The 16539-nt window shown below is 59.8% G+C and carries 14 protein-coding genes; 10 read left to right on the top strand and 4 right to left on the bottom strand.

Going from position 1 to position 16539, the window contains the following annotated elements:
• Window positions 1-10 precede the first annotated feature (10 nt).
• A complete protein-coding gene (locus BFN67_RS01955; protein WP_080917881.1) occupies window positions 11-877 on the bottom strand; it encodes a LysR substrate-binding domain-containing protein in 867 nt (288 codons plus the stop codon).
• A 136-nt stretch (window positions 878-1013) separates the two neighbouring features.
• On the opposite strand from BFN67_RS01955, the gene BFN67_RS01960 reads away from it, so the two are divergent.
• The 9 genes from BFN67_RS01960 to BFN67_RS02000 all read left to right on the top strand — a co-directional run bounded on the left by BFN67_RS01960 (window position 1014) and on the right by BFN67_RS02000 (window position 11718).
• Window positions 1014-2213, top strand: a complete 1200-nt coding sequence (locus BFN67_RS01960; protein ID WP_080917882.1) for a 2-aminoethylphosphonate--pyruvate transaminase — start codon at window positions 1014-1016, stop codon at window positions 2211-2213.
• A 29-nt stretch (window positions 2214-2242) separates the two neighbouring features.
• Window positions 2243-3502, top strand: a complete 1260-nt coding sequence (gene phnA / locus BFN67_RS01965) for a phosphonoacetate hydrolase (protein WP_080917883.1) — start codon at window positions 2243-2245, stop codon at window positions 3500-3502.
• Window positions 3503-3695: 193 nt separating this feature from the next.
• A complete protein-coding gene (gene phnY / locus BFN67_RS01970) occupies window positions 3696-5159 on the top strand; it encodes a phosphonoacetaldehyde dehydrogenase (RefSeq protein WP_080917946.1) in 1464 nt (487 codons plus the stop codon).
• A 2-nt stretch (window positions 5160-5161) separates the two neighbouring features.
• Complete coding sequence (pbfA, locus tag BFN67_RS01975) at window positions 5162-6523, top strand: (R)-1-hydroxy-2-aminoethylphosphonate ammonia-lyase (RefSeq protein WP_080917947.1); 1362 nt, start codon at window positions 5162-5164, stop codon at window positions 6521-6523.
• A gap of 45 nt (window positions 6524-6568) precedes the next feature.
• Window positions 6569-7579 (top strand): 2-hydroxyacid dehydrogenase, encoded by a 1011-nt coding sequence (locus BFN67_RS01980; protein ID WP_080917884.1) that lies wholly within the window; start codon window positions 6569-6571, stop codon window positions 7577-7579.
• Between the two features lie 304 nt (window positions 7580-7883).
• A complete protein-coding gene (locus tag BFN67_RS01985; protein ID WP_080917885.1) occupies window positions 7884-8912 on the top strand; it encodes a 2-aminoethylphosphonate ABC transporter substrate-binding protein in 1029 nt (342 codons plus the stop codon).
• Between the two features lie 17 nt (window positions 8913-8929).
• Window positions 8930-10072, top strand: a complete 1143-nt coding sequence (locus BFN67_RS01990; RefSeq protein ID WP_139788985.1) for an ABC transporter ATP-binding protein — start codon at window positions 8930-8932, stop codon at window positions 10070-10072.
• On the top strand, window positions 10065-10937 hold the full coding sequence (locus BFN67_RS01995; RefSeq protein ID WP_080917886.1) for a 2-aminoethylphosphonate ABC transporter permease subunit: 873 nt from the start codon (window positions 10065-10067) through the stop codon (window positions 10935-10937). Before BFN67_RS01990 ends, BFN67_RS01995 begins: the two co-directional genes overlap by 8 nt.
• Window positions 10921-11718 carry an ABC transporter permease subunit gene (locus BFN67_RS02000; protein ID WP_080917949.1) on the top strand — a complete coding sequence of 266 codons (798 nt, stop codon included), beginning with the start codon at window positions 10921-10923 and terminating at the stop codon, window positions 11716-11718. The genes BFN67_RS01995 and BFN67_RS02000 overlap by 17 nt, the downstream gene beginning before the upstream one ends.
• A gap of 39 nt (window positions 11719-11757) precedes the next feature.
• Here BFN67_RS02000 and BFN67_RS02005 read toward each other — a convergent pair whose 3' ends face one another.
• Window positions 11758-11922: a peptide ABC transporter permease gene (locus BFN67_RS02005; RefSeq protein ID WP_080917887.1), complete on the bottom strand. Its 165-nt coding sequence runs from the start codon at window positions 11920-11922 to the stop codon at window positions 11758-11760.
• Between the two features lie 146 nt (window positions 11923-12068).
• Here BFN67_RS02005 and BFN67_RS02010 point away from each other — a divergent pair, with 146 nt between their 5' ends.
• Window positions 12069-12689, top strand: coding sequence for a DNA-3-methyladenine glycosylase (locus tag BFN67_RS02010; RefSeq protein WP_425349725.1), 621 nt, complete (start codon window positions 12069-12071; stop codon window positions 12687-12689).
• A 426-nt stretch (window positions 12690-13115) separates the two neighbouring features.
• On the opposite strand, the gene BFN67_RS02020 is transcribed toward BFN67_RS02010, so the two are convergent.
• Together BFN67_RS02020 and BFN67_RS02025 are read right to left on the bottom strand one after the other, a co-directional pair.
• Entirely contained in the window at window positions 13116-14522 is a 1407-nt protein-coding gene (locus tag BFN67_RS02020; RefSeq protein WP_080917889.1) for a Shedu immune nuclease family protein, read from the bottom strand.
• Window positions 14523-14529: 7 nt separating this feature from the next.
• Window positions 14530-16488: an ATP-binding protein gene (locus BFN67_RS02025; protein WP_080917890.1), complete on the bottom strand. Its 1959-nt coding sequence runs from the start codon at window positions 16486-16488 to the stop codon at window positions 14530-14532.
• Between the last annotated feature and the right edge of the window lie 51 nt (window positions 16489-16539).

The following is a 16539-nucleotide window of genomic DNA, read 5'->3' on the forward strand; positions in this document are numbered from 1 at the left end:
CGTTTCGGCGCTATTGCGCCAGTGTGCGGGCGATATCGAGGAAAGCGCGCATGGTCTTGGCCTGGCTGCGTTCGGAAAGGCAGATCAGCGATTCTTCCATCAGCATCGCCGGACCTTCGATCGGGATTTTCTTTAGTCGCGAGTCATTACCGAACTCGGCTTCCGAAACGAAGCCGATGCCGGCTCCCGAGGCCACAATCTCGCGAACCGCTTCGCGACCTTCCGCCTCGATTATCGGCTTCAGTTCAACGCCGATCTTCGCTGCGCTTTCCTCCAGCTTCTTGCGGGTGCGCGAACCGCGCTCGCGCATCACCAGGGGCAACTCGGCAAGATCGGTAAAGCTCAGGCTGGCGCGTTGCGCGACCGGCCGGCCTACAGCCGCAAAGGCAGTGATAGGAGAAGAATTCAGTGTGATGATCTCGAAGTCGCGTCCGGTCGGAACGTCGCCAAGCACGCCGATGTCGGCATCATAGCTGTAGAGGCTTTCAACGACGGTTTCGGTGTTTCCGGCCCGCATCGTTACCTTCACGCCCGGATATTTTTCACGAAAGCTGCCCAATATGTGCAGCATATGATGCGCCGCGTCGGCGACGATGCGCAATGTGCCTGCCCGAAGCGCGCGCGATTCCGACAGAAGTTCCAAGGCCTGGCTTTCGGTATCGAACATTCTGCGCGTGATGGCGAGCAGCTTTTCACCGGCCGGCGTCAACGTCACCTGCTTGCGCTGCCGGTTGAAGAGAAGAATGTCATATTCTTCTTCTAACTTGCGCACCTGATCCGAAATCGCCGGTTGGGTCAGGAACAATTCTTCCGCTGCGCGCGAGAAGCCGCCGGTGATGGCGACATAATGGAAGGCTCGAAGCTGGACGTAGCGCATGGCGGATTCCGCATTTCGAAACAACGTGCGTCCACGTTATCTAAAAAACTTATCAATGGATACAAAATAACGATTTTCCGAATACTTCGACTGGAGCGATATAGAGAGAAAGAAAAGCATCCGTTCGGAGAACACCATGCGAGCCGAAGCGACAGACAAAGTGGAAGGTTTCGAGCCGCCGGCCCTTGGTGAGCCATACCTGCTGACGCCCGGACCGCTGACCACGGCCTCGTCCGTCAAGCAGGCGATGCTGCGCGACTGGGGTTCGTGGGATGGCGATTTCCGCGCCATGACGGGCGATCTTCGCAACCGGCTGCTAGCGTTGACTGGCGACAAGAAGGGGGAATTCGATTGCGTGCCGATCCAGGGCAGCGGCACGTTCGCGGTCGAGGCCATGCTGGGCTCCTTCGTGCCGCGTGACGGCAAGGTGCTGGTTCTGGCCAATGGCGCCTACGGCCTTCGCGCCGCCCAAACGATGCAATATCTCGGCCGCGCCCATACATTGATCGACAAGGGCGATTACCTGCCGCCGCGCGGCGCAGAGGTGGCTGCGGCGCTCGATGCGGACCCGGCGATCACGCATGTCATCGTCATTCATTGCGAGACGAGTTCGGGCATTTTGAACCCGGTCGGCGAGATTTCCGAGGCCGTCTATGCCAAAGGCCGCAAGTTGCTGATCGATTCGATGAGCGCCTTCGGCGCCATCCCGCTCGATGTCAATGAAATCCGCTATGAAGTGATGGTCTCCTCGGCCAACAAGTGCATCGAGGGCGTACCCGGCTTCGGCTTCGTCATTGCCAGGAAGAGCGAACTGGAAGCCGCCAAGGGTCGCAGCCATTCGCTTAGTCTCGATATTCATGCGCAATGGGCCGCGATGGAAAAGACCGGTCAGTGGCGCTTCACGCCGCCGACACATGTGGTGGCTGCTTTCCTCCAGGCGCTCAAGCTGCACGAGGCCGAAGGCGGGGTGGCCGGGCGCGGTGCGCGCTATGCGAAGAACCGCGACGTGATGGTCGCCGGCATGCGAGAACTCGGTTTCGAAACCCTGCTTTCCGAGCAGTGGCTTTCGCCGATCATCGTTACCTTCTTCTGCCCGGCACACGAGAAATTCTCTTTCCCGCGCTTCTATGACCTGATGAAGGGCAAAGGCTTTATCATCTATCCGGGCAAGCTCACGGTGGTGGAGTCCTTTCGTGTCGGATGCATCGGGCACATGGATGAGCATGTCATGCGCCGCGTGGTAGAGGCCGCCGCCGCATCGCTCAATGAAATGGGGGTAGACACCGCTGCCCCGCCGGCCACCGCGATCGCCGAACGCGCCAAGCTCGCAGCTTGAAAACGCTTCAACCTACGAAAGAACGACTGATGAACCAGATGTCCCCTGTCAATGTTTCGGTCAATGGCCGCAATTATGCATGGCCGCGCGTACCGGCGATCGCAATCTGTCTCGACGGCTGCGAACCCGCTTATCTCGACGAGGCGATCAAAGCGGGGTTGATGCCGGCTCTGGTAAAGATCAAGGAAAAGGGCACGGTGCGCTTCGCCCATTCCGTCATTCCATCGTTCACCAACCCGAACAATCTGTCGATCGCGACGGGCCGGCCGCCGGCGGTGCACGGCATCTGCGGCAATTACCTCTACAACCCGGAAACGGGCGAGGAGGTGATGATGAACGATCCAAAATTTCTGCGGGCCCCCACTGTCTTTCAAGGCTTTTACGACGCTGGCGCCAAGGTTGCGGTGGTGACCGCCAAGGACAAGCTGAGGGCGCTGCTCGGCAAGGGGTTGAAGTTCGAAGACGGAAGGGCGCTATGCTTCTCGGCCGAGAAGTCGGATTCCACGACGAAAGCCGAGCACGGCATCGACAATGCCTCGAAGCATTTCGGGCTGCCTGTTCCGGAAGTCTATTCGGCCGAACTGTCGGAGTTCGTCTTTGCCGCCGGGGTGCAACTCTTGAAGACGTTCCGTCCGGACGTGATGTATCTCACCACCACCGACTATGTGCAGCACAAATACGCCCCCGGCGTCCGCCAAGCTGACGCCTTCTATGAGATGTTCGACAAATATCTGGTTGAACTCGACGCGCTTGGCGCGGCGATCGTGGTAACGGCCGACCACGGCATGAAGCCGAAGCACCATGCGGACGCCTCGCCCAATGTCGTCTATGTGCAGGACCTTTTGGATGAATGGCTGGGCAAGGATGCCGCCCGTGTGATCCTGCCGATCACCGATCCCTATGTGGTGCATCATGGTGCGCTCGGCTCTTTCGCCACTGCCTACCTGCCGAAAGGCGCCGACCGCGAAGCGATCATGAACAAGCTGCGCAAGGTCGAGGACATCATTCTTGTGCTTGGCCGGGAGGAGGGTTGCGCCCGCTTCGAACTGCCGGAAGATCGTATGGGCGACATCATCCTGATCTCCGGCGAGAACAAGACGATCGGCACCTCCGAGCATCGGCACAATCTGGCCGCCCTCGATGAACCACTGCGCTCGCATGGCGGCCTGACCGAGCAGACAGTGCCATTCATCGTCAATCGCGTGCTCAAGGATTTGCCGGACGCGCCAACGCTGCGCAATTTCGATGCCTTCTATTATGCAACGCAAGCGGCGGCGCAGGTGGGCTGACGAGTGCGTCCTTCGAGGCTCGCTTCGCTCGCATCTCAGGATGAGGAAGGGCGAGGCGGGTCGAGGCTGAAGAGTTCCGGCGCCGGCGCTCTTCATCCTGAGGTGCGAGCCTGCAAGGCGCTGAAGTAGAGAAAAGGACCGGATGGGCGAGCTTCGAAGGACGCACGACCGGCAAGGTACGGTGGACACAGAAATGACCAGGCAGGACACCTCCATCAAGGTTCGCCACGAGCCGATGCGGATTGCCGGCAGGGAGGTCGATGCCGACGAGACGCTGGCCGTCCACTATCCCTATACGGATGCGGTAGTGGGCACGGTTCCCGCCGGCAATGCCGAACATGCCAGGAAGGCGTTCGAGATCGCGGTGAACTATACGCCGAAGCTGACACGCTACGACCGCCAGAAGATCCTGCTCAAGGCTGCCGAACTGCTCGACGCCCGCAAGGAGGAGCTTTCCGACCTCATCACGCTGGAGCTCGGCATCTCCAAGCAGGATTCGCTCTATGAGGTCGGGCGGGCCTTCGACGTCTATACGTTGACCGGGCAGATGGTGCTGAAGGACGATGGCGAGATCTTCTCGTGCGATCTCACGCCGCATGGCAAGCAGCGCAAGATCTTTACCACCCGCGAGCCGCTGATCGGCGCGATCTCGGCGATCACGCCTTTCAACCATCCACTCAACATGGTGTCGCACAAGATCGCGCCGGCGATCGCCACCAACAATTGCATTGTCGTCAAGCCGGCCGAACTGACGCCGATGACGGCGCTGGTGCTGGCCCGGATTCTTTATGAGGCCGGGCTGCCGCCGGAAATGCTGTCGGTGGTCACCGGCTGGCCGAAGGATATCGGCGAGGAGATGATCACCAATCCCAATATCGATTTGATAACCTTTACCGGCGGGGTGCCGGTGGGCAAGCTGATTGCGTCGAAGGCCGGCTACAAGCGACAGGTTCTAGAGCTTGGCGGCAATGATCCGCTGATCATCCTCAACGATTTGTCCGATGACGATCTGGCTAAGGCGGCCGATCTGGCCGTGGCGGGTGCGACCAAGAATTCCGGCCAGCGCTGCACGGCGGTAAAGCGCATTCTCGTGCAGGAGAAGATTGCTGACCGCTTCGTGCCGCTGGTGCTGGAGCGGGCAAAGAAGCTAAAGTTCGGAGATCCGATGGATCGCGCCACCGATCTCGGCACGGTCGTGCATGAACGGGCCGCGAAATTGTTCGAGGACCGCGTGCATATGGCGGCGGAGCAGGGTGCCGACATCCTCTACCATCCCGGCCGGCAGGGCGCGCTGTTGCCGCCCATCGTGGTCGACCGCGTCCCGCACAAGTCCGAACTGGTGATGGAGGAGACGTTCGGGCCGATCGTCCCGATCGTGCGTGCGCCCGACGATGACGACGCTCTGATCGCACTTTCCAATTCCACGGCCTTCGGTTTGTCGTCCGGAGTGTGCACGAACGACTACCGGCGTATGCAGAAGTATATCGCCGGCCTCAAGGTGGGCACCGTCAACATCTGGGAAGTGCCGGGTTATCGCATCGAGATGAGCCCCTTCGGGGGCATCAAGGACAGCGGCAACGGCTACAAGGAAGGCGTCATCGAGGCGATGAAATCCTTCACCAACGTCAAGACTTTCTCGCTGCCGTGGGCGAACTGAAGATGGCGCGCATCCAATCCGCTCTGGTCCACACCGAAGGCGAATCCAATACCTCCGCTGCGCGCGGCGCCTGGGCGGCGCGGCTCGACGATCCTTCCACGCAAAAGCTGCTGAAGCGGGATGCGAGTGCCTTTCTCCATCAGAGCTTATCCAGCCCCTGCGTTTCAGCCATCGCCAGGGCGGAGGGCATATGGATCGAGGACACGGCCGGGCGTCGCTACATGGATTTCCACGGCAATAGCGTCCACCATATTGGTTATGGTCATCCGCGCCTGAAAGAAGCCATCAAGAAGCAACTTGATGAACTGCCATTCGCGCCGCGTCGCTTCACCTGCGAACCGGCGGTGGAACTGGCTGAGACGCTGGGGCGACTGGCGCCCGGGAGTTTGGACAAGGTGTTGTTCACCACCGGGGGATCGGACGCCATCGAGGTGGCTCTGAAGGTGGCGCGTGCCGCGACGGGGCGCTTCAAGACGTTGTCCTTCTGGGACGCTTTCCACGGCGCCGGTTTCGGTGCGGCGAGCGTCGGTGGCGAGGCGACGTTCCGGTCCGGCATAGCCGGCCCGCTAATGACCGGCACCGAGCATATCGCGCCATGGGCAGGCCGCAATTGCCCGTATGGCACCCATTCGCTGGAAGAATCGGCTCGCGCCTGTGCCAACATGATTTCTTATGTACTTGGCCGGGAAGGGGATTTCGCCGCTGTGGTGGCAGAGCCGATGCGGGCGACCCCTCTGGTGCCGGCTCCCGGATTTTGGAAAGCTGTGCGCGAAGCCTGCGACCGGCATGGCACATTACTGATCTTCGATGAAATTCCCACAGGTCTTGGCAAGACCGGGAAGTTCTTCGCGTCCGATCATGACGAAGCAACACCCGACATCATCGTGCTCGGCAAGTCGTTGGGCGGCGGCATTTTGCCAATTGCTGCGGTGATCGCGCGGCACGATCTCGATGTCGCGGGCGATTATGCCATTGGTCATTACACGCATGAGAAGAACCCCGTCACCACACGGGCGGCCCTGACCACGATTGCTATTGTGCGCGAGGAGGGACTGGCGGAGAGGGCGGCCGAACTTGGTGACCATGCGATGAGCCGGATGCGCGACTTGATGGCACGCTCGCCATATGTCGGCGATGTTCGGGGCAGGGGACTGATGTTTGGCGTCGAGATCGTCGAAAATAAAGAAACGTTCCAGCCGAACCATGCACTTGCCGAGCGCATCTACTACCGCTGCCTGGAGCAAGGTCTGTCCTTCAAGATCAGCCAGGGCAATGTGCTGACGCTCTCGCCGCCACTGATAATCGCAAAGGCCGACCTCGACCGTGCGCTCGACATTGTCGAAGCGGCTGTGCTTGCTGACTAGGGCGCAAGTGGCCGATGGATCGGCTTTTCTGTCGGAGGGGAGTCGATGAAGGCAATTCGCACGGATCGTGAGCTGGAATGTCCCGGCATCGATGCCGGTTTGCGGGCGCGCGGCGTCGAACTGGTAACGTTGCCCGATGGCATTCCAGAAATGGAACTGGCGCGTGCGGTCGCCGACGCCGATCTACTTCTCATGTGCTATACGCCGATCACCGCGAAGGTGATTGAGGCCGCGACCCGCCTGAAGGGTATCGTCAAATATGGCGTCGGGATCGATGCCATCGACATCCCCGCCGCGATCAGGCGCGGTATTCCGGTGGTGAACGTGCCGGAATATGCGGAGGAAACGGTCGCCGAAGGCGCCTTTGCCCTGATGATTGCATTGGCCAAGCGGCTGCCGGAGATTTCGGGCGCGGTTCAGCGCGACGGCTGGATCTGGCCCGCGCAGCGATGGCTCGGGCGCGACATTGCCGGCTCCACGCTTGGCATTGTCGGCTGTGGCAAGATTGGCCGATCGATGGCGCGCATGGCGGCCCAGGGATTTCGCGCGCGCGTGCTGGCTTACGATCCCCATGCGGATCGTATCGAACTCGCTGCGGCCGGAATCGAGAAGGTGGATAACCTCAAGACCATGCTCGGCGCATGCGATTTTGTCTCGCTTCATTGTGTGCTCAACGGTGAGACACGAGGCCTGATCGGTCGGGAGGAACTGGCCTGTCTGAAACCCACGGCCGTCCTGATCAATGTCTCGCGCGGTGCCTTGGTCGATGAGGAAGCGTTGGTTGAGGCCGTGGTGAAGGATCGGATGGGGGGCGTCGGGCTGGATGTTTATTCGCTGGAACCGCTCACCAGGACCGGCCATCCGATGAGCGCGCTATACGGGCGTGACAACGTCATCCTGTTTCCACATCTCACCTTTTTCACGGTCGAAGCCATGCGTCGGCTGGAAGACGATACGCTCGCGCGCTGTTTTGAAATTCTCGATGGACGCGCGGTTATGGTGCGCTCACTCGACAGGCGCCTCAGGGCTCAAGTGAACGGCGTCGTGTTCACTTGAGCCGTTTTGGTCAATCGTAGCGAGATCTTCCATCTTGGCGATTGTCATCGGGTCGTCATCCGCGCGTGCCACGGTTGCGGATGTTGGACGGCGGAACCCGCTTGGTAGCCAGGTGCCGTTCGTTCGGCTTTTCGGGGCCGCCTCAGGTATCGGAAAAATTTCCCCAATCATAAATTAAATAGATTTTACTTATCATTATCGTCGCAACACACTCGCTTTCAGAGGGTGGCATGGCGGTCGAAACAGACCCGAAAAGAACAATAAGCCATCAGGACACTTGAGCGCATCAAGCAAAGGAGATTCCATGAAAGCGAAAATCATGTTGACCGCAGCGTTGCTACTCGCAACTACGGCTATGCCCGCGACGGCCGAGGGGATTGTCACTATTTATAGCGCCGATGGGCTCCATTCCGGCGACCCAAGCTGGCTAGGCAAGCAGTTCGAGGCCTTTACCAAGGCGACCGGCATCGAGGTGCAGTATGTCGAAGCCGGGTCGAGCGGTGTGGTGGACCGGGTGGCCAAGGAAAAGTCCAACACTCAGGCTGACGTTATCGTCACCCTACCACCCTTTATCCAGAAGGCTGCGGCGGAGGGACTTCTGGAACCCTATACACCGGCGGATGCCGACAAGATCGATGCGGCGAACAAGGATCCGAACGGGCTCTTTACCGCAATGATCAACAACTACCCGAACTTCATCTATAATTCGGCTATTCTGAAAGAAGCGCCAAAGACTTACGACGACCTCCTTGATCCGAAGTTCAAGCAGAAAATCCAATATTCGACGCCGGGCCAGGCCGGCGATGGCACCGCGCTGATGCTGCAGACCTTCCATGCTTTCGGCAGTAAGGATGCAGGTCTTGCCTATTTGAAGAAATTGCAGGTCAACAATCTCGGGCCTTCGGCCTCGACCGGAAAGCTGACCGCGCTGGTCAATAAGGGGGAACTTTATGTCGCTAATGGCGACATGCAGATGAACCTGGCGCAGTCTGAGGCCAATCCCAATATCAAAATCTTCTTTCCTACGGGGCCGGACGGCAAGAAGACAGCTTTCTCCATGCCGTATTACATCGGATTGGTTGCGGGCGGGCCCGACCAGGAGAACGGCAAGAAACTGATCGACTTCCTGTTAAGCGAGGCGGCTCAGAAGGATGTTGCATCTGTCGCGCAGGGATTCCCGGTGCGTTCTGACATTCATCCTGACGACGAGAACTTCAAGAAACTGAATTCGCTGCTTGAAGGTGTCGAAATCTGGCAGCCGGACTGGGATAAGGTGTTGACGGATCTCAAAGCCGACGTTGCCGCGTATAATCAGGCGATATCGAGCAACTGATGGTTCAGGCGATGGTCATGGAACGGTCGCTGCCAGCGGCTACCCCTTCGGCATCGGCCGCCCCCGCAGATGCGGTGGGCGGCAGCCGGATCGGTTTCGAGAACGTTTCGGTCACTTATGGAAGCCTGACCGTTCTCCAGTCGCTGACGCTGACGGTAAACCCCGGTGAGATCGTGGCGCTGATCGGCCCGTCGGGGTCGGGCAAGACGACTGCGCTGCGGGCCGTAGCCGGCTTCGTGCGACCGTCAAGTGGCCGCATCATGATCGGCGATCGCGACGTGACCAATCTCGCCCCCTATGATCGCAAGATTGGCATGGTGGTCCAGAATTATGCCCTTTTCCCGCATATGCGGGTGGAGGAAAATGTCGCCTTTGGCCTCAGAGCGCATGGCGCGTCCGAGGCGGTCGTTCGCGCCAGGGTGCCGGAATGTCTGGCGATGGTGGGCATGGGCGCTTACGCCAAGCGCTATCCGCGCGAATTATCCGGCGGGCAGCAGCAGCGGATTGCTATCGCACGGGCACTGGCGAACAAACCGCAGGTGCTGCTGCTGGACGAGCCGCTTTCGGCGCTGGACGCGCAAATTCGACGCTCGATGCTGGACGAACTGGCCAAGTTGCATCGTGACCTGCCGGCATTGACAGTGCTTTACGTCACTCATGATCAGACCGAGGCGCTGACGCTGGCCAACCATATTGGCATCATGCGTGACGGCAGGCTCAAGGCCTTCGGCGGCGCTCAATCGCTGTTCCGCAACCCACCGAACCGTTTTGCGGCGGAATTTCTTGGCCGTGCCAACCTGCTTCCGGTCAACGATCTGCAGCCGGCCGGCGAGGGCAGGGTGAGTGTCAGGTTCGGTGCAACCGTTCTGAAGGCGCGGAACCATCACCGGCTGGCAAAGGGCAGCGACTGTCTCCTGTGTGTCCGACCGCATGATTTCAAACTCGGCAGTAGCCGGCCAGACGCCAACAGGTTGAGCGGAGTGGTGCGCTCGGTGCAATGGCAGGGCGACGTCCACAATGTGGTGGTCGAAGTGGCGGGCGAATGCATCCGCCTTTCATCCGCGCCGATGCGCGAGCCGCCGGAACCTGGTGCGTCCCTCGACGTGCACTTCGATCCCGCCGACGTGACTGTCGTGCCGGAGGACGGCGCAGATGGCTGATGCCGCCATTGCCGGCGTTCCGGCGTCCCGGCCGCGCCTCGACAGTTTTTGGGTCGTGCCGCCTTTGCTGATCCTGGCCGCGCTGTTCTTCTATCCGCTGAGCCTGATCGTACGCGAGGCGCTTGGCGGCAACGAAGCCTTCACGCTTTCCCATTTCAGCGAGGTTTTATCCTCGCGACGGTTTCTTGACGGGCTCTACAACACCATCATCATTGCGACCTGTGCCACCGCCGGCTGCATCGTGCTGGGCTTCGTCCTGTCGCTGGTCATAGCCTTTGTACCGTTTCGTGGCGCGAAATCCGTGGCACGGCTGATCGACACCTTTATCGCCCTGCCGACATTTCTTGTCACGCTTGCCTTCACCTTTATCTATGGCTCCGCCGGCCTCCTCAACGTGTCGTTGATCCGCCTGTTCGGCTTTGACTTGCCGCCGGTGGATTTCCTTTACTCCCAATGGGGCGTGATCCTGGCCGAAACCACGGTCTACACACCCTTCGTGATGCGCCCGCTTCTGGCAACCTTTTCCCAGATCGATCAGGCACAGATCGAGGTGGCCTCCAGCCTTGGAGCGAAACCGTTGCGTATCATCCGCCAGATCATTCTGCCTGCGGCGCTGCCGGCCCTCGTTGCCGGCGGAAGCCTGTGCTTGCTGCTTACCGTCAACGAATTCGGCATCGTCCTGTTTATCGGCGCCAAGGATGTGATTACTTTGCCGATGCTGATCTACAGCAAAGCGATCCAGGAGTTCGACTACACGACAGCTTGCGTCATCGCCGTCGTCAATGTCGCGCTGTCGCTCAGTCTTTATACGCTTTATCGGCTCATCATCGCGCATTTTGGAGGCAATCGTGCTGGTGTGGTCTAAATCCGGCCGTGTGTTGACATGGCTGCTGGCGATCCCGCTGTTCGTCATCATTTATGGCCTGCCGATCGGTGTGATCGCACTGGCCAGCGTCAGCGGCCAGTGGAACGATGTGCTGCCGAGCCATTTTACGCTCGAGCATTATGCAGACGCCTTCCGCGCGGCCTCATTCGATAGTTTGAAGGCCAGCCTCGTGACTGGTGTGTTGGCCAGCGCGGCAGCCCTGGTGAGCGGAACCTGGGCAGCGCTCGCCTTGCGCCGCATACAGCCCGTGCCAAAGCGAATTCTCGATCTTTGCTTCTTCATTCCGAGTGCGGTGCCGTCGGTTTCCATCGGTCTCAGCCTGCTGGTCGCCTTCAGTCAGCCGCCGGTCCTGCTCAACGGCACGCGGCTCATCGTGATGATCGCACATTTCGTGCTGATCTCGGCCTTCACTTATGGAAATGTTGCGGCAGGACTGGCGCGAATACCGTCGGATTGCGAACAGGTGGCCGAAAGCCTCGGCGCGCGGCCCTTCTATCGGCTGCGGCGTGTGACGCTACCGTTGCTCCTACCTTATCTGATCGCCGCCTTCAGTCTGAGCTTCGCGCTGTCCATGGGCGAACTTGGCGCCACGGTGATGATCTACCCACCCGGCTGGATGACATTGCCGGTCAGCATCTTTGCTCTTTCGGATCGTGGCGCGATCTTCGATGCGGCAACGCTGACGATGATCCTCGGCATGGCGACCATGCTGGTGCTCATCGGTCTCTCCCGCATTTCGAGCAAGGCCACGGTGCGCTGAACTCTCCAGCACTGAGGCAGTTGTCTGCGCGGAGCGGCTTCAAGTCAGCGTGGCGAACTGGATGACGAAACCCAGTACGACCAGGCCGACAATACCAGCAATAAAGATGAGGCGGCGGGTGCGCGTGTTCAAAATGATTTCGCCTTGGCGTGCCTCTTCGCCGATTAATGTCGGCCGCTGTCTGGTGTCTTCGGATTTTTCCATTTTCATATCTCCGCCTCGCCTCCGCTGCATGGGGGAGCATTGGCGTCTCGCTGCGGCAATGATGGGGTCTGCTGCTGGTTGATGCTCCGCAGCTTGCCAAGCGGGCCTCGGATGAGCGCTCGTGTGCATCCAAGATTGCCTTACAGATGAAAATGCTTTCGTGGCCCGAACGTTCCGGTAGGGTGCGCGCGGGTGAAAGAGCACATCGGGAGCAGGGCGTGCCGACTGACGATTTCTTCGCGCGACCCGCGCCGATGGTTGCGTGCGATCTGCTGAACGCCCGTCTTCTGGTCGGGGGAGTGGGTGGGCTGATCGTCGAAACGGAGGCCTATGAGCCCGACGATCCTGCGTCGCATAGTTTTCGAGGTGAGACAAAGCGAAACCGGGCAATGTTCGGGCCGCCGGGCCATGCTTATGTCTATCGCTCATACGGTATCCACTGGTGCCTGAATTTCGTCTGCCGCTCCGGCAGCGCCGTGTTGATCAGGGCGATCGAACCGCAGGTCGGATTGGAGGCGATGCGGGCACGGCGGCAAACGGACAAGGTTCAGCTTTTATGTTCAGGGCCGGGCCGATTGTGCCAGGCGCTTGCTGTTGACGGGACGATGGATGGGCTTGCGCTTGACCGCTCTCCGTTCGACGTCATTCCTGCATCCGGTCTGCCGGTGGTCGTGGTAGGGCAACGCATCGGTATCACGCGGGCTGTCGATAAGCCCTGGCGCTTCGGCGTTGCCGGTTCGCCTTTCGTCAGCCGCAGGTTTACGTAGCCGAAGACGGCCACCCTTGCCGCCTCCCGGTGCCGGATGGTATTGGCGCAGCGTGGATCAAATGAAGCAAAACAGAGCCGGACCGCTGGACGCGCGGTTTGCAATCGCACCCATGATGGATTGGACGGACAAGGGTTGAATTGGTGAGTTAAAACAAAAACATAGTTGCGCTTGTCGTGTACCAAGTACCAACAGAATTCTAGAGAGTTTCTGCTGGAGTTCAGGCGTGACACGCTGCGCGATCTTCCCGACTTCGAGGTGCTGGAGGATGCCGGGCTGCTGTCGAAAAAAACTGCTTGCGGGCGACATCCTGCCGGACTTCGCTGGGGTCCCCGGAGGACATCGGGGGTCGAGCCGGACGAATAGCTCTGCGTTGGCCACCAGGGGCTCGCTCGTATTGCGTTGCGGAGGTCCCGCGCCATGCCGCTATGTGGGCTTCGCCGACAGGAGCTCGCGCAGGGATCTCAGCTTCGCTAACAGCTCGTCGAACGTGATGACGGACAGACCGGACATACTGTTGCGATACAGCTCGAAGGAACGCTTTCGCTCGGTATGAGGGATCATACCCGCCAACAGCACGCCCTTGATGCCGTGGGCCTCCAGCTGATGCTGAGGGTTAAGCGCCTTAATCCGGTAGATATCGCTGCGCAGTTTGTCGATCTGATCCAGGGTCTGTACGACGGCACCCACCAGCTCGGGGGAGGGCGCCAAGACTCCGCCGCGGTACTGCTTCCGGCTGACCAGTTCCATGCCGGGCGTTTTAATCTCCAAAATTGCAATACTGTCGGTTAGCTGGTTGGTGAACAGGAAATCGGCGATCTTCTCGCCTGACCCGTCGAGGATCTTGCCACCGACATGGGCCTGCCCCTGCAGCAAAAGCACCGGCACGTTGAATGCCATGTCCAGGATAAACGGGTTGGCCTCGAACAGCTTCTGCCACTGCAACTCGGTGGCCTTCGCGGCGAACTGCGTTTCCATATGGACTATAAGCTCATCGAGGGACGCAAGTTCTATCTCGTCATGAAGTTTTACGAGTCCGGCGCGGTGGGTTTTGATCGATTTGCGAACCGTTGCGCCGGCAAGCCCGACGACAGCCGCACGGTCCTTTTCTGAGAGGCGAGCGTCTACAATTGTCTCGCCAATCACTTCCGCCAGATCATCGGGTGCGCGCTCGAACAGCTTCAGCGGAAACTTTTCCCGGTCGAGATTGGTGAGCAGGTTGGTGTACGCGGCCTGGTGCTTCTTCTTACGGGATGAGGCCCGGGCCCTATCGTCGAATCGGTTGGCATTCCGGCGTAGCGCGTCAAACAGAGTGTAGCCCATCTCATAGATCGCGCCGTTGTCGGCGACGGCGACATCGAGAGTCCGCTCATTGCTCAGGCGTAGCTTCTGGATGCCGTCGACCTTCGCGAGTGCGTGAACGACAAACAAGAGATTGCGATCGAGCCCAAGCCCGTAGTTCGGGTCCTTGGTGAAGCCCGAAGGCATCCCCTCCGCTAGAAACGCCTCGACATCCTCCAAAGTCTTGGGAACATCGTACTCATTGAAGAACCCGCGCTCTTCCACCAGCTCGATCGACAGGATGGGAGCGTGTTTCGGTTCGAGGAAGCGCTCGGAGGTCGGCATCGTGTTGATCGGGAAGAGGGTGGTCGCGGTGTTCGCGGCATCGAAGCGCAAAAGCAGAACGCGGGTCGTTGGGTCCCCTTCACGGCCTGCGATCCTTAATCGGGTCGCTGAAGGTTGGAAAAGCACCTCGACGAGGCCTGGTCCTCGTTCCTCGAGGGACAGGGTGCCTAGGTCGTCCTCTCCAAATCGTGGGCCGAACGTTGCCATGCCGATCCTAGGGGCGCGCCGAAGCGTCTGCAGCGGCTAGCAGGTCCGACTGTGGATCCAGCGGCGGCGTGACATAGGCGTCGCAATCAAGACCATGTTCCCTCAGGAACGGAGCCTCCTTGAGCTTCTCGCGAAGGCCGAGCATTCGCTTTTCCGCTCTGCGGATGAAAGTATTGTAGGTCATGGGAATGATGGTAACGCGCCCGTCCCACTCGGTTCGACTTCCGCCCTCGGCAGCATCGATCTTCGATCCGAGGATGTAGCAGGTCGTCACGGTCGCTTCGGTCAGAAGCCCCTTGCTCCTGAGCTCCTTCACATACCGCCACGCCTGATCTTTCTGCTCGGACCCAAGGCCCACACCGGGTCTCTTGATCTCGGCCACGACCAAGCGGGACACGCCGTCCACCTCGTGTCCCAGGTCATGCGCGTCACGGCTGTACAGCCCAACGCTGCCGTCAGGGAGCATCACAAAATCGGGCCGCTGTCTGCTGCCGGTCTCATTCGATCCAAATATCTTACGAATGACCTCCGTCATGCCTTTATTGCTCGTGAACTCGAGGCTCTCGAATTCGGGGCCGAATACCCACAGCGATCGCTCGAATAGCGGCTGCAGGTCGCCGACCTCGTCCATGGTCTCGTCGCGAAGCTTTTTATCCAGGTCTTCGATCAACTTCAGGCGCATCTGGATCTCATCAAGGGCGTCCTTGGCCAGCCTGAGGGTCCAGTCGTCGAGGAGTTCGTACAGAGCATCGAGATCGCCCGGCTGCAGCTCATTCAGTTTCCCGACCAGACTGAATTTCGAGGTGCTCAATTCGAGATTGGCGAGGATGCCGGCGACCTTGCCGACCTCCTCCGTCGAGATTGAGGGGCAATTGTCGATCACCTCATCCACGAACTGATTCCAGCGCTCGCGCCCAACGGGAGGCAGCTGGCGCACCGTTTTGACCAGGTGTTCCTTGACCGAATGTTTTGCCTCGCGGCGACGATCGGCAGAAAAGGTGGAAAGGTACTGCTTGATCTGTGCATGGACTGCGGGCCGGGTCGCCTGCCATGTTGGGTCGGTGGGATGGAACCCACTCCAATCCGGCTGCACTGCATTCTCAAGGATATCTGCCGAGACGATGAACTGGAAACGCTTCGCTTCGGTGCTTCGCCCGTCGACAATACGTTCATGGTCGAACCCGACCCAGCCCGGGTTTCCGACCAGCCGCGAATTCACGCGCCATGCGATGCCATGCTGCCTCGTGGTCCGATCGGCCTTCTGGCTATCGATCATGACGATCTGGACCATCCCGAAACCGGACACGTCGACGTTGACCTTCCGGATGTTGCGCGTCGGAATGTCATCGAATGTGACCAAAGTCCCGTCGAGCGAGACCACGAAATTCGGGTCCGCGAGAAAGCGCGTTCCGATGATCTCGCGGGCTGTGTCGGCATCCATGGAGGTGCCATCGGAGGCGGCCGCCGCTATCTCCGTGCCATGCCCCGGGACCTTGTCGCGTGAGCTGATCACCGTGACGTCGAATGGCTGGGTCACACCGCGACGGACTTCGTAGACGGTTTCGATGCCGTCTCGCCAAGTGCGCACGGTGTAAGGATCGGAGAACTTGAAGGCCGCATGGCGGCCTTTACCGTTGCGGCCATACGGGTTTCGGGGAGGGGAGTCTGACAGATCCGCCGGCGGCGCCGACTTGGTGCCCTCGTCGGCAAGGCGATTGTAGTCAAGCGTCTTCCAACGCCTCTCGAACTGTTCGGGCGTCATCCCTTTGCCGTTGTCGGTGATGGAAAAGGGGATGTTCTCGCCGCGCTTCGGCCAAACTATATCCACTTTAGTCGCATAGGCGTCCCAAGCATTCGCGACAAGTTCAACGATGGCCACTGCAGGATCGGAAATGATGGGCCCCGCATACTTGTCCAGGAATCGGTCATCGAACAGGACGCCCTGGTTTGGTACTTCTGTATCCATGGTGTTGCCCCCTCCTTATATTACACAGGGATTTTCCGCTTGCGTCCACAG

The organism is Manganibacter manganicus (assembly GCF_002075885.1).
In the GTDB taxonomy this organism is placed as follows: Bacteria; Pseudomonadota; Alphaproteobacteria; order Rhizobiales; family Rhizobiaceae; genus Mesorhizobium; species Mesorhizobium manganicum.